The sequence below is a fragment of the Polynucleobacter sp. HIN9 genome, from assembly GCF_030297635.1.
Lineage (GTDB): Bacteria > Pseudomonadota > Gammaproteobacteria > Burkholderiales > Burkholderiaceae > Polynucleobacter.
Window position 1 is genome coordinate 271,311 of sequence record NZ_AP028140.1, and the last position, 13,450, is coordinate 284,760.

12 protein-coding genes are annotated in these 13,450 nt (G+C 48.5%); 11 read left to right on the forward strand and 1 reads right to left on the reverse strand.

Features of this window, described 5'->3' with window-relative positions; all coding sequences use genetic code 11:
* The first annotated feature begins 2 nt into the window (after positions 1-2).
* The 6 genes from QUE62_RS01490 (at position 3) to waaC (ending at position 5,770) form a co-directional block, all read left to right on the forward strand.
* A complete protein-coding gene (locus QUE62_RS01490) occupies positions 3-941 on the forward strand; it encodes a glycosyltransferase family protein (RefSeq protein WP_286261828.1) in 939 nt (312 codons plus the stop codon).
* A gap of 31 nt (positions 942-972) precedes the next feature.
* Positions 973-2,031, forward strand: a complete 1,059-nt coding sequence (gene rfbB, locus QUE62_RS01495) for a dTDP-glucose 4,6-dehydratase (RefSeq protein ID WP_286261830.1) — start codon at positions 973-975, stop codon at positions 2,029-2,031.
* 21 nt (positions 2,032-2,052) lie between these two features.
* Positions 2,053-3,018, forward strand: coding sequence for a dTDP-4-dehydrorhamnose reductase (rfbD, locus tag QUE62_RS01500; protein WP_286261832.1), 966 nt, complete (start codon positions 2,053-2,055; stop codon positions 3,016-3,018).
* 38 nt (positions 3,019-3,056) lie between these two features.
* Complete coding sequence (gene rfbA, locus QUE62_RS01505) at positions 3,057-3,986, forward strand: glucose-1-phosphate thymidylyltransferase RfbA (protein WP_286261833.1); 930 nt, start codon at positions 3,057-3,059, stop codon at positions 3,984-3,986.
* A complete protein-coding gene (gene rfbC, locus QUE62_RS01510; RefSeq protein WP_286261834.1) occupies positions 3,983-4,555 on the forward strand; it encodes a dTDP-4-dehydrorhamnose 3,5-epimerase in 573 nt (190 codons plus the stop codon). Before rfbA ends, rfbC begins: the two co-directional genes overlap by 4 nt.
* A gap of 75 nt (positions 4,556-4,630) precedes the next feature.
* Positions 4,631-5,770, forward strand: a complete 1,140-nt coding sequence (gene waaC / locus QUE62_RS01515) for a lipopolysaccharide heptosyltransferase I (RefSeq protein ID WP_286261836.1) — start codon at positions 4,631-4,633, stop codon at positions 5,768-5,770.
* 48 nt (positions 5,771-5,818) lie between these two features.
* On the opposite strand, the gene QUE62_RS01520 is transcribed toward waaC, so the two are convergent.
* The gene (locus tag QUE62_RS01520; protein WP_286261838.1) at positions 5,819-6,784 is read right to left on the reverse strand and encodes a GDP-mannose 4,6-dehydratase; all 966 of its coding nucleotides are present in this window, start codon (positions 6,782-6,784) and stop codon (positions 5,819-5,821) included.
* A gap of 158 nt (positions 6,785-6,942) precedes the next feature.
* On the opposite strand from QUE62_RS01520, the gene QUE62_RS01525 reads away from it, so the two are divergent.
* The 5 genes from QUE62_RS01525 (at position 6,943) to QUE62_RS01545 (ending at position 13,422) form a co-directional block, all read left to right on the forward strand.
* Positions 6,943-8,442: a mannose-1-phosphate guanylyltransferase/mannose-6-phosphate isomerase gene (locus QUE62_RS01525; protein WP_286261839.1), complete on the forward strand. Its 1,500-nt coding sequence runs from the start codon at positions 6,943-6,945 to the stop codon at positions 8,440-8,442.
* Between the two features lie 35 nt (positions 8,443-8,477).
* Positions 8,478-9,611, forward strand: a complete 1,134-nt coding sequence (gmd, locus tag QUE62_RS01530; RefSeq protein WP_286261841.1) for a GDP-mannose 4,6-dehydratase — start codon at positions 8,478-8,480, stop codon at positions 9,609-9,611.
* 93 nt (positions 9,612-9,704) lie between these two features.
* A complete protein-coding gene (fcl, locus tag QUE62_RS01535; RefSeq protein ID WP_286261843.1) occupies positions 9,705-10,679 on the forward strand; it encodes a GDP-L-fucose synthase in 975 nt (324 codons plus the stop codon).
* A gap of 8 nt (positions 10,680-10,687) precedes the next feature.
* Positions 10,688-12,097: an O-antigen ligase family protein gene (locus QUE62_RS01540; protein WP_286261845.1), complete on the forward strand. Its 1,410-nt coding sequence runs from the start codon at positions 10,688-10,690 to the stop codon at positions 12,095-12,097.
* A gap of 32 nt (positions 12,098-12,129) precedes the next feature.
* Positions 12,130-13,422 carry a flippase gene (locus QUE62_RS01545; protein ID WP_286261848.1) on the forward strand — a complete coding sequence of 431 codons (1,293 nt, stop codon included), beginning with the start codon at positions 12,130-12,132 and terminating at the stop codon, positions 13,420-13,422.
* Positions 13,423-13,450 lie beyond the last annotated feature (28 nt).

Sequence of the window (13,450 nt, forward strand, 5' to 3'; positions counted from 1 at the left end):
TATTGATGACACTATACCGCTCACAAGGCGCTCGCCACCAGCCTATCTCCGAGTCTTCCATTTTATTGGCAGGCCCCGTGCGCAATGTCGCCGCCACCATTGAGCGCGAAGTTAAGACCCTGATGGCGAGTTTGGCGAACTTTAAAACGAGCGCGTGCCTCGTGATTGAGAGTGACTCGAGCGATGCGACCGTTTGGCAATTGGAGCAATTGTCCAAGACCATGCCCCAGTTTTCGTACGTCAGTATGGGGCAGCTCAGTAAGCAATATCCCAGACGAACTGATCGGATTGCCCTGTGTCGTAATGCGATTATCGATGCGGTAGCGCAAAACCCAGAGTACGCGCAGATTGATTACATTGCCATGGCGGATATGGATGGCATGAATCACCTCATCACCCCGGAAAAAATTGCCCAGTGCTGGAGCGTGCCTGAGAACTGGGATGTGATCACCGCCAATCAATTGGGACCGTACTATGACATTTGGGCGCTACGCCATCGCGATTGGTGCCCGACCGACTGTTGGCAGCAAAAAACCGCGCTTGAAGCAGTGATTGGCGATCGACCGGCTGAACATTTAGCAGTAACCGCGCGGCAAGTGACTCTGGATCCGCGCGCAGGGTTGATTGAAGTCGATTCCGCCTTTGGAGGTTTGGCGATTTATCGCCGTGAGGCGTTTCTCGCAGGGCGCTATGCGGGCACGGATCGCCAAGGTGGCTTTGATGTGGCGGACCACATCCCCTTTCATGAAGACTTGCGCCAAAAAGGCTATAAGATTTACATCAATTGCGCACTCATTAATTGCGCGCAATACCCCGATGCCGTCGAACCGCCACTACCCCAAGCACCCAAAGGGGTGCTTAAACTAGTTCAGCGCTTGGGGCAGATGCTCTTTGGCAAAAAACGCTTTAACAAATACCTAGACCTTATGAAGTCACCCTAGGTTTGCAACTTTTGAGCAATAGAAATAAGCGATGATTCTGGTTACTGGCGGAGCAGGCTTTATTGGTGGCAACTTTGTGCTTGATTGGCTCAAGGACCCCCGTGCGGAAGCCATCATTAATCTCGATAAATTAACCTATGCCGGTAATTTAGCCACACTTGATTCGCTAAAAAACGATTCGCGTCATGTTTTTGTGCATGGGGATATTGGCGATCGCGCTCTGGTCGCGCAACTTTTAAAAGAGCATCAACCGCGCGCCATTGTGAACTTTGCGGCTGAGAGTCACGTGGATCGCTCAATTCATGGGCCAGCCGATTTTATTGAGACCAATATTGTGGGTACCTTTAATCTTCTCGAGTGCGCGCGCGAGTACTGGAGTGGCTTACCAGACGATGCAAAACGAACGTTGCGTTTTCATCATGTCTCCACCGACGAGGTCTATGGCTCACTTGCGCCTACCGCGCGAGCGTTTACAGAGACCCATCCTTATGAGCCTAATAGCCCGTATTCGGCCTCCAAAGCGGCGTCCGACCATTTGGTAAGAGCCTGGTTTCATACCTATGGGTTTCCAGTAGTGACCACCAATTGCTCGAACAACTATGGCCCCTTCCATTTCCCCGAAAAACTGATTCCTTTGGTGATTCTCAATGCGATCAATGGTAAGGCTCTCCCGATTTATGGTGATGGTCAGCAAGTGCGCGATTGGCTCTATGTCAGTGATCATTGCTCAGCGATTCGTACGGTGCTCGCTCACGGTACGCTTGGAGAAACGTACAACATTGGTGGTTGGAATGAGAAAACCAATCTCAGTGTCGTGCAAACCATTTGCCAGATTTTGGATGAGTTAAGACCGAGAGCCGATGGACAGTCTTATGCCGAGCAAATCACCTTTGTGAAAGACCGCCCTGGCCACGATCGGCGCTACGCGATTGATGCGCGCAAAATTGAGCGCGAGCTTGGTTGGCGACCCGCGGAAACCTTTGATACGGGGATTCGTAAAACGGTCCAGTGGTATCTCGAGAATCCATCCTGGGTGGAAGGGGTGGTAAGTAGCGCCTATCGTGATTGGCTGCAAAAGCAATACAACTAACATTCATCAACACTTGATCCGATGAACATTCTGGTTTTTGGTAAAGATGGCCAATTAGGTAAAGCCTTTCAAAGCGTCCTTACAGATCAGAAGCTCGGCGAGCATCGCATTCACTACGTGGGGCGTGCGCAATGTGACTTAAGCAACGCCGATGCCATAACCAACCTTTTGCGAGAAACGAAACCAAACCTCATCATCAATGCCGCGGCGTATACAGCGGTGGATCAGGCTGAACAAGAAATCGATTTAGCCTATGCAATCAATGCCAATGCCCCAGCCATCCTGGCGCAATACGCTGTGAAAGAGGGCGCAACCTTATTGCACTACTCCACCGATTACGTCTTTGATGGAACGAAAACCACAGCCTACTTTGAGAGTGATGCGCGCAATCCCTTGGGGGTCTACGGTAAAAGCAAGGCGGCCGGTGAAGAGGCAATAGAAAAAGTATTTGCAGCCCATCCAAACCCCCAAGCGCAATTTGCGATTTTGCGAACCAGTTGGGTCTATGGCGATGGGGGTAACTTTATTCGTACGATTTTGCGGCTCGCTAGAGAGCGTGAGAGTCTCAAAGTCATTGCCAATCAATATGGGGTACCCACCAGCGCACCTTGGTTAGCGAGTATTAGCCTAGCGATGGTGCTTGATGAGAACCACCAACTGCGATCCTTTCCCTCGGGGCTTTACCACGCCATCCCCCAAGGAGAAACCACCTGGTACGAATTGGCCTGTTTTTCAGTGCAGGTTGCCTTAGATGCCGGTGCGGATCTAAAACTGCGTCCTGATCGGATCATTGCCATCCCTGCTTCAGAGTACCCCTTACCAGCACCGCGACCGATGAACTCACGTCTGGCGCGATCTGCTTTAGATGCTCTCATGAACCAGATCTCTAAAGGCAGTGATGTGACAAAATGGCAACAATGGCAACAATCATGGCAAGAGCCAGTCGCTGACTATGTTCAAGATTTAGTGCTTCACAAACGCAGCTAAGGACTTCCTAGAGGCATTTCCCGATGACAGTAAATTCGATGAATTCAAAAAATCGCAAGGGCATTATCTTGGCTGGTGGCTCGGGCACGCGTTTGTATCCCGTCACGCAAGCGGTCTCGAAGCAACTCATGCCCGTCTATGACAAGCCGATGGTCTATTACCCGCTATCAACCCTGATGCTCGCTGGTATTCACGATATTTTGTTGATTTCCACTCCGCACGACACGCCGCGCTTTACAGAGCTATTAGGCGATGGTTCACAGTGGGGGTTGAACATCACTTACTGCGTCCAACCTTCACCCGATGGTTTAGCCCAGGCCTTTATTTTGGGTAAATCCTTTGTCGGTCATCAGCCGAGTGCCTTGGTGCTGGGTGACAATATTTTTTATGGACATGAGCTCGTGGACCAGCTCCAACGGGCGAGTGCCCAAACCGATGGGGCAACGGTATTTGCCTATCACGTCAATGACCCCGAGCGTTATGGTGTGGTGGAGTTTGACAAAGATTACAAGGCACTCTCGATTGAAGAGAAACCTGTAAAGCCCCGCAGTAGTTACGCGGTAACTGGCCTTTATTTTTACGATCATCAGGTATGCGATATTGCTGCTTCGATTAAACCCAGTGCCAGGGGTGAGCTGGAGATTACGGATGTGAACCGTGCTTATCTCAATAACAATGCCTTGAGTGTTGAAATCATGGGGCGCGGCTATGCTTGGCTCGATACGGGTACGCACGATTCGCTTTTGGATGCTGCGGGCTTTATTGCTACTTTGCAAAAACGTCAAGGCTTGATGGTCGCTTGCCCCGAAGAGATCGCTTACCGACAGGGTTGGATTAGCCAAGAGGCTGTGGAGAAGGTAGCCAATCAACTCAGTAAAAGCAGTTATGGTCAGTATCTATCCAAAATACTTCATGAGTTAAATACCAGTGCACAACCGATTGGTTTGTCTGCCAAAGCAAAGTCATGACCATCGATACCAATCCGAAATTGCGCGTCAAGCCCACCGCGATCCCGGAGGTCTTGATAGTCGAGCCTAAGGTCTTTGGGGATCAGCGCGGTTGGTTTACTGAATCCTATAATGCCAAGGATTTTGCAAACGCGACTGGACTTCAGGTCGAGTTTGTGCAAGATAACCATTCTTTCTCACGGCAGTGGACACTGCGAGGGATGCATTACCAACTCGAACACACGCAAGGCAAACTGGTGCGAGTGGTGGCAGGTTCGGTCTTTGACGTGGCTGTGGACTTACGCAAAAACTCGGCGACCTATGGTCACTGGGTGGGTGAAATATTAAGTGCCCAAAACCATCGCCAACTGTGGATTCCACCGGGCTTTGCGCATGGTTTTTTAGTGTTATCCGATACCACAGAGTTTTTATACAAAACCACCGATTACTACGATCCAAAAAGTGAAGTGTGTTTGTCATGGTGCGACCCCACCATCGCGATCCAATGGCCCATTCCAGCGGGCGTAGAAGTTTCGCTCAATACTAAAGATGCGGCAGGTCTATCCTGGGAGCAGGCCCCCAAGTTTTAGTGGTATCCATCGAGTCGCTCTGAGTGTCAAAGGAAATGAGCAAGGCCCATCACTAAACCATACGATAATCGAGCCATGGCTAGTTCATCGCAGACGCAACGGTCACAGCGCGCATCCATCCATGAGATTGATGGGGTAGGATCGATCACTCAAGAGGGGGATGGCCCCAAAATCTTGATCGTCAAGCTCTCGTCCTTAGGCGATGTGCTCCATACCTTGCCCATTGTTTGGGATTTGCGCAAGCGCTTACCCCATGCGCAAATCGATTGGATTGTGGAAGAGGCCTATGTCCCATTACTCAAACCCCTAGAAACCACGAGCACATTTAGAGGTATTGATCGAATTATTCCGCTTGCGTTTCGGCGCTGGCGCAAAAGCCTTTGGAGCCGGAGTACTTGGCATGAGTTTTTAGCGATGCGCCAATTACTGCAAGCCAGGACCTACGATGTGATTCTTGAAACGCAAGGCTTAATCAAATCGGCGCTGGTGTGCGCACTTGCAAAAAAATCAGCTCATGCGGTGGTTGCAGGCCTGGGGAATGCCACCGAGTACTCAGGCTATGAGCCGTTGGCACGCTTTTTTTATACCCAAGCAGTGCAGGTGCCTAAACAGTGCCACGCGGTTGATCGCGCACGTTGGGTGATGTGTTCGGCGATGGACTGGCCACTCATTAAACGCGAGGCCGAACCACCGCAGTTTTATCCCCATGACTTTGTAAAGCATCTTCCAACCCTATCCCTCGAGAGTCTTTCGAGCGCGGCTAATGACCCCATCGCGAAGTATGTGCTGTGTTTTCATTCCACGGCGCGCGCCGCCAAGCGCTGGGCCAATGAGTCCTGGATTGATTTAGGAAAATCATTGGCTAAAGAGGGCTACCGATTAGTACTGCCTTGGGGGAACACGAGCGAAAGGCAGGTGAGTGAATTCATCGCAAGTCACATCCCCGGGGCAATCGTTCCAAGAGCCATCTCGATTGAGGAGGCATATTCGCTCATTGCCCACGCCACACTCATTGTGGGTGTGGATACCGGTTTAACCCATGTGGCCGCTATTTTGGGTAAACCCACGGTCGAGATTTATTGCGACTCCCCGAGGTGGAAAACCGAAGGCTATTGGTCAGAGCGTATTTCCAATCACGGCGATGTGGGGCATCCGCCTGAAGTGGCTGAGGTGCTTGCGGCTTGTCAGCGATTAATCACGCAATCAACGATCTGATCCATCGGAGTAACGAGAGGCTACTGTCTACCAAGCGTACCAAGCGTACTAAGCGAGCTTTTGCGCTTGAGCAGCGCACATGCGCTCAATCACCCCATCAATATCGGTGGGCTTTTTCCACTTCAGTTGTTCAATGGCGCGCTCGGGGTTACCCACACTGTATTGAATTTCATTGGGTCGGAAAAACGCAGGATTGATTTCCACGTGCTGTTGCCAATCCAAATCAAAATACTCAAAGGCCTTAGCGACAAAGTAGGTGAGTGATTCCATGCGGCCCGTAGCGATTACAAAATCATCAGGCTTATCTTGCTGCATCATGAGCCACATGGCTTCTATATACTCTGGGGCCCAGCCCCAATCCCGGCAGATCTCTAAATTACCCAGTTGGATCTTTTGAAGTAGCCCCGCTTTAATTTTGCTAGCCCCCACAATGATTTTTTGGGTGACAAAGCGCTCTGGACGCAAGGGTGATTCGTGGTTAAACAGAATCCCCGTGCAAGCATATAAGGCATAAGACTCGCGGTAACTGTTAATCAGCCACTTGGCGGTTGATTTCGCAACAGCATAGGGGCTACGGGGTGCAAAGGGTGTGGCTTCATTGGCGGGGGTCGTGCCAGTATCACCAAAACACTCGCTGGAGCCCGCATTGTAAAAACGCACAGACTTTCCTAATACTCGAATGACTTCTAGGATGTTGAGCGTGCCAATCGCGATGCTCTCGATCGCTTCGACCGGCTGTTCAAACGAGAGCCCCACCGAGGTTTGTCCAGCCAGGTTGTAGATCTCATCGGGATCGCAGCTTTGAATGGCATTAAAAACGCTACGAAAATCATTAATGGAGACCGAAAGAAGTTTGACTTGTTCGCGAATCCCCAAAATATTCAAATTATGAAAAGAGGAGGCCATCACATCGCGCGATGAACCGGTCACGGTATAGCCTTTGCCTAAGAGGTATTGCGCTAGGTAGGCGCCGTCTTGGCCGGTGATGCCAATAATGAGGGCTTTTTTGCTCATATGCTAATGATACGAACTTTTCCAAAGCGCGAGCAGTACTGGGTTTTCATGAGGATCCATGCAGAGTTCGGAGTCAGGGGCAGAGGATGGCAGCTTAGATGCCTTATGGGAGCCTTTGCTTCCCCCTTTCCCCCTTTACAATAGGATTATTCTGAAAAATGATACGAATTGTGTCCAATCCTAATCTAAGCTCTAAAGTGATCCCTGTCATTCTTTGTGGCGGCTCGGGCACGCGTTTGTGGCCCTTATCACGCTCGGGATTTCCCAAGCAATTTCTTGTTCTTTCAAGTAATGAAGACCAGCATAGCCTTTTTCAGCAAGCCCTAAGCCGTGCTCAAAAAGCCATTGGGTCGTATGCCAAACCAGAGCCAGCCTTAATAGTCACCAATGAAGAGCATCGGTTTTTAGTACTCGATCAATTGCGTGAGTTAAAGGATGTAAAGGCAACGTTGCTACTCGAGCCGGTAGCACGTAACACTGCCCCGGCGCTTACGCTGGCAGCATTGTGTGCACAGGCGCAAGGCGATGATCCCATTTTGCTCATTACCCCAGCCGACCAAACGATTGCCAATCAACCTGCTTTTGAGCTGGCGATGCACTCCGCATTGCAGATCGCGCAATCCGGGGCAATCGCCATCTTGGGCGTCACACCAACTGGTCCAGAGACTGGCTACGGGTACATCAAGGCCAAGGTCAATGCTCAAGCAGTAGTTGATATTGGTATGACCGTTGAGCGTTTTGTTGAAAAGCCCGATATGGCAACCGCGACCCAGTATTTAAAGGAGGGTGGCTACTATTGGAATGGTGGCATGTTTGTGCTCAAGGCCAGCGTATGGCTTGCAGCCCTCGAGGCATTTCGCCCAGATATCTTGGAAGCAAGCACTCAAGCATGGGATGGTAAAACCAGCGACGCGCACGATGGTACCGTATTTATTCGTCCGGACAAGGCCTTGTTTGAAGCGATTCCGAGTGAGTCGATTGATTATGCGGTGATTGAGCAATGCCCGGGTAGTCGATTTCCCATTCAAATGGTGCCATTGGATGCAGGTTGGAATGACCTGGGTGCTTGGGATGCGGTCTGGCAAGTCGGCGCTCCAGATAATGCCGGTAATGTCACACGGGGCGATACCGTTTTGGATCAAACCACTAATAGTCTGGTGTATTCAAGCACGCGCTTAGTAAGCGCAGTGGGCGTGAACGATCTCGTGATTGTGGAGACTGCCGATGCGGTCTTAGTAGCGAATCGCGCCAATAGCCAAGAGGTCAAGGCGATTGTGAGTCGCTTAGAGAAAGCAGGGCGTGAGGAGAAAAACCTGCATCGCAAAGTCAATCGCCCCTGGGGTTGGTATGACAGTGTTGATGAGGGCGAGCGCTTTAAAGTCAAGCGCATTCAAGTTAAACCCGGAGCGAGTTTATCGCTGCAAATGCATCATCACCGCGCTGAGCATTGGATTGTGGTTAAGGGTATTGCCGAGATTACCAATGGTGATCAGATCTTGACCTTGCATGAAAATCAAAGCACTTTCATCCCCCAAGGACAAACCCACCGCTTAGCCAATCCCGGCACAGAGCCTTTGGAGATTATTGAGGTTCAATCCGGTTCTTACTTGGGTGAGGATGATATTGTGCGCTTTGAAGACACCTATGGGCGACAATAAGCTCAAACACGAATAATGAAGTTAAGAGGGAAGCCATGAGTACGAATCAAGCCAAAGTTGCTTTAATTACCGGAATCACTGGTCAAGACGGCTCTTACCTTGCAGAATTTTTATTAGAGAAGGGCTATGTGGTGCATGGCATTAAACGCCGCGCTTCACTCTTTAATACCGAGCGTATTGACCACCTCTACGAAGATCCGCATGTCAATCACCCTCATCTGATTCTCCACTATGGGGATCTCACGGACACTAGTAATTTGGTGCGGATCATCCAACAAACCCAGCCCGATGAAATTTATAACCTGGGTGCGCAAAGCCATGTGGCGGTCTCCTTTGAGTCCCCCGAATACACGGCGGATGTGGATGCGATTGGGGCGCTACGCATGCTCGAAGCGATTCGTATTTTGGGCTTAGAGAAGAAAACCCGCTTTTACCAAGCATCGACCTCTGAGCTCTATGGCCTAGTGCAAGAGATCCCGCAAAAGGAAACGACCCCCTTTTATCCAAGAAGTCCTTATGCGGTCGCTAAACTCTATGCCTACTGGATTACCGTGAACTACCGGGAAGCCTACGGCATGTATGCGTGTAATGGCATTCTCTTTAACCATGAATCCAAACGCCGCGGCGAAACCTTTGTCACGCGCAAAGTCACCCGGGGCCTTGCCAATATCGCCCAAGGCTTAGAGAAATGCCTCTACATGGGCAATATCGATGCGCTGCGCGATTGGGGTCATGCCAAAGACTACGTACGTATGCAGTGGTTGATGCTCCAACAAGAGAGGCCCGATGATTTTGTGATTGCGACTGGCGTGCAATATACGGTGCGTGAGTTCATTCAAAAGAGCGCCAACGAGTTAGGAATCACACTCAGATTTGAAGGCAAAGCGGAGGCCGAGAAGGCGATCGTAGCAAAGATTGAGGGGGATAAGGCACCTGCACTGAAAGTGGGTGATGTGATTGTGCAAATCGATCCCCATTACTACCGTCCCACCGAAGTCGAGACTCTTCTGGGCGATCCCACCAAGGCCAAAGAGAAGCTCGGTTGGGTCCCTGAAATTACTTTGGATCAAATGATTCAAGAAATGGTTACCCATGACCTCGAAAAAGCCAAGCAGCATGCGCTATTGAAAAAGCATGGCTATGCGGTGGCAGTGGGCAAGGAAAAGTAATTGAAAAGTAAGCGAGTAGTAATAGAGAAGTAAGCGAAAGTAACCGATCAGAAAAACTCACTTAACGCTCTCGTAACGAATTTAGGACTCTTCTTGGCAAACGATCTTCAGCAAAAAATCTACATCGCGGGCCACCGGGGGATGGTGGGATCAGCCATTGTGCGGGAGTTAGAGCGCCAAGGGTATACCAATCTGATTTATCGCACGCACCAAGAATTGGATCTTACCAATCAAGCGGCGGTTCGTGATTTTTTTGAGACCGAAAAACCCGATCAGGTGTATTTAGCCGCAGCCAAGGTAGGCGGGATTTATGCCAATAACACCTATCCTGCGCAATTTATTTATGAGAACCTGATGGTGCAAAACAACGTAATTCATCAGGCGTTTATGAGCGGCGTTAAAAAACTCTTGTTTTTAGGGTCAAGCTGCATTTATCCCAAGTTAGCCCCGCAACCCATGGCGGAGGATGCACTCTTGACTGGGAAGCTCGAGCCTACCAATGAACCTTATGCGATTGCCAAAATTGCGGGGATCAAAATGTGCGAGAGCTACAACCGTCAGTATGGCAAAAGCCATGGGGTGGACTATCGCTCGGTGATGCCCACCAATTTGTATGGTCCTGGGGACAATTACCATCCTGAAAATAGTCACGTGATTCCGGCACTCATTCGGCGTTTTCATGAGGCAAAGATCAATCGCTCACCTGAGGTCACGATTTGGGGAACTGGTGCTCCTAAGCGTGAATTTTTATATGTCGATGATATGGCTGCTGCCAGCGTGTTTGTCATGCAGCTTGATCCAGTAGCCTATGAGGCACAAACTGAGCCCATGCAAAGCCATATCAATGTGGGTTTTGGTAGCGATATCACCATTGCACAATTAGCCGATGCGATTGCCAAAGCGACTGGCTATCAAGGTCAAATCACTTTCGATCCGACAAAACCGGATGGATCGCCACGCAAACTCATGGACTCTAAACGATTAAACCGTCTAGGGTGGAGCCCTAAAGTTGGGTTGGAGCAGGGCTTAGCGATTGCCTATCGAGAGTTTCTTGAGCGTTTGAGCTAAAAGCAACGATGGTGCTTTTTGGTCAATTAAAGTCTAGGCAAAGTTGGTTTGAGTCCGCTTTAATCCTGCTGAGTTCAACCCTTTTAGGTATTTGGGCCATTAAAGATACGATTGCATTACGAAATATCCTATTAGTAGTTGGCACCATTTTCAGTTTGATCTATTTGTGGCGTCTTTACCAGCGGGGGTTATTAGACAACATCCGTTTATATAACTGGCTTCCTTTTCTTTTGATGGGACTCCTGTTTGTTTGGGTCATTGCTCATTACTTTATTCTGAGTCCCTTTCCAGAAGTCCAATTGCAAGAGCTAAAGAGTACTTGGTTTAGAGCATTTTTGGCCATGGTTCTGGGGATGGCTACAGGATTTGCATTACACAAGAAGGTCAATTCCATAAATTTACTTTGGCTAGGTATTGGCTTGAGTTTTACCTATCTCTTTTATCAGTATTTATCTCGAGCCATTCTAGAAAAAAATATATTTGTTGTTGATTGGTACGGTGGCTATTACATCTATATTGGCAAGATTAATGGGGTTTTAATGGGAAGCCTATTATTTTGTGGCTTAGGCGCCGCTTGGATTGATCATCTTCGCGTTTCAGGTTTTGCTATTCGCTTTAGCAATACCTTTTTGCCTTTAATTGGCATGGTGCTTACCATTTATGCGTATGTTTTTATATTCGATACTCGTAATGGTGTTGGTATCGCAGTTTTATGTGTTGTTGGATGGGCATTGTATGGATTTTTTTGGTTTTTAGGTCAAACGAATCGGCAACAACTGGTTCAGAAGTTTAAGGGTGCTATCCTCTTGACGACACTCGCTGTGACGATCTTGGCTGCGCTCACGTATCAGCAGACTCGATTTAACACTGGCTGGTCAACGATGATTGAGGATGTAAAAATTGCTGCCCAAATTGAAAAATATCCGAACTGGCAAAACCCAGGGCGCTACGGATATCCGATAGCTGAGTCGGGTAAGGCGGTCGCTGGTAATACGTACGAGCGCGTAGCATGGGGAATTGCCGGAATCCACTTAATCCCAGCCAATCCATTTGGCATTGGCGTACTAAACCAGCCATTTAATCGATTATTGCAAGAAAAATTTCCAGGCGCCACCCCTGGGTCAACTCACAGCGCCTGGATTGAATTAGCACTTGCATTTGGGGTGCCTGGATTTATATTTCTATTTGGAGCATTGGTATGCATCCTGGTTCTTACGATCATCGCACCTAGCCAACGGTTTGGTGTATTCATTGTAAGTTTATCGCTCATGTTAATGCTGCTATATGCCATTGGTGAGTTAAGTCGAGGACATGCCATTGAAGTGCTTTTCTTTGCAATGGCACTCTTAGCGGCATTGCGGATCCCCTTTGGAATTAGTGATGATTCATTTCCTGGTCGGGATAGAGTAACCAAGTGAACAATCAGCCCAATCCTTTTTGGTTGAGGTTTTTGCCTTCTTTACTTCGTAACAAACTAAACGGAAGAGTAAGGGTTTTAGCAGCGCTCAAAAATAGCGGTTGGCTATTTTTGGATAAGGTGCTGCGTGCTCTCATCGGATTGTTGGTCGGTGCATGGGTTGCGCGATACCTTGGACCCTCTGAATTCGGCGAACTAACGTATTACATTGCCTTTATTGCTATTTTTCAATCAGTTACTAATCTTGGCTTAGATGGCATCGCTGTTAGGGATGTTTCTAGCCGCCCTTACGAGGCAAATCTTATATTAGGCACCATTTTTCGATTGCGCTTCATTGTGGGCTTGACGTGCTGGGTCCTTTCCATGCTAATTTTTTGCATGAGCCATGGGGTTAATAGTGAGGGATTAACCATCTTAGGACTAGTGGGTATGAGCCTAATTTTTCAGGCTGCCGATGTGGTTGATCTCTGGTTTCAGGGAACTAGTCAAAGCAAAAGAACGGTAGTTGCGAAAGCATTTTCTTACCTTATTTCAAATAGCCTGCGTATTATTCTTATTTTGAATCATGCACCCATGGCGGCATTTGCTGGTGTGATTGCATTAGAGGCCGCCTTCACTGCGCTAGCCTTATATTTCTCCTACAAACGCTTTCCCTGTGATGGTCAGTGGAATCAGAATTATCAAGTGGCGAAAAATCTACTCAAAGAATCTTGGCCCTATCTAGTTTCTGGCCTATCGATTGTGATTTACATGCGAGTTGATCAACTCATGATTAAAAATATGCTGGGAGAGAGTGAGCTGGGAATTTATGCGTCGATTATTCCGATTTCTAATATTTGGAATATGATCCCCGTAATTATTTGCACAAGTATTGCACCTTTTATTGCGCAAAAGAAAGTGGAGGAAACCAAGCTATTTAATCGAGCCCTTGTTTTAGTCTTTAGGCTATTTTGGTTATTGTCTTGTGTGACCATTGTGCTGACTTGGTGTCTTTCTTCTTATTTGGTGGAGTATCTATATGGGGATACCTACCTCAGTGCCATCCCGGTTTTGAATATTTATGTACTAACTTCTATCCCCGTATTCATGGGGGTGGCGCAAGGCCTTTGGCTTTTAAATCAGCGCCGATCGGACTTGGCAATTATTCAAACCTTCTCTGGTGCTGTCATATCGGTTGTAGGCAATCTCGTTCTTTTGCCAATCTGGGGTATAAAGGGAGCAGCAGTAACCGCAGTCCTTGCACAAACTGTTTCCTGTTTTTTCGTAAATGGTATCTTTGCTAGGGAATTATTTATGATGCAAATGGGCCTTACTTCGAAAAAATAAGCAGACATGCGTAGTCCAATTCTTTTTT

Excerpts from the sequence above, each read along its gene's own strand:
- rfbA (WP_286261833.1), top strand. The coding sequence starts at position 3,057 with ATGAATTCAAAAAATCGCAAGGGCATTATCTTGGCTGGTGGCTCGGGC.
- rfbC (WP_286261834.1), top strand. The coding sequence starts at position 3,983 with ATGACCATCGATACCAATCCGAAATTGCGCGTCAAGCCCACCGCGATC.
- waaC (WP_286261836.1), top strand. The coding sequence starts at position 4,631 with ATGGCTAGTTCATCGCAGACGCAACGGTCACAGCGCGCATCCATCCAT.
- QUE62_RS01520 (WP_286261838.1), bottom strand. The coding sequence starts at position 6,784 with ATGAGCAAAAAAGCCCTCATTATTGGCATCACCGGCCAAGACGGCGCC.
- rfbB (WP_286261830.1), top strand. The coding sequence starts at position 973 with ATGATTCTGGTTACTGGCGGAGCAGGCTTTATTGGTGGCAACTTTGTG.
- gmd (WP_286261841.1), top strand. The coding sequence starts at position 8,478 with ATGAGTACGAATCAAGCCAAAGTTGCTTTAATTACCGGAATCACTGGT.
- rfbD (WP_286261832.1), top strand. The coding sequence starts at position 2,053 with ATGAACATTCTGGTTTTTGGTAAAGATGGCCAATTAGGTAAAGCCTTT.
- QUE62_RS01540 (WP_286261845.1), top strand. The coding sequence starts at position 10,688 with ATGGTGCTTTTTGGTCAATTAAAGTCTAGGCAAAGTTGGTTTGAGTCC.
- QUE62_RS01525 (WP_286261839.1), top strand. The coding sequence starts at position 6,943 with ATGATACGAATTGTGTCCAATCCTAATCTAAGCTCTAAAGTGATCCCT.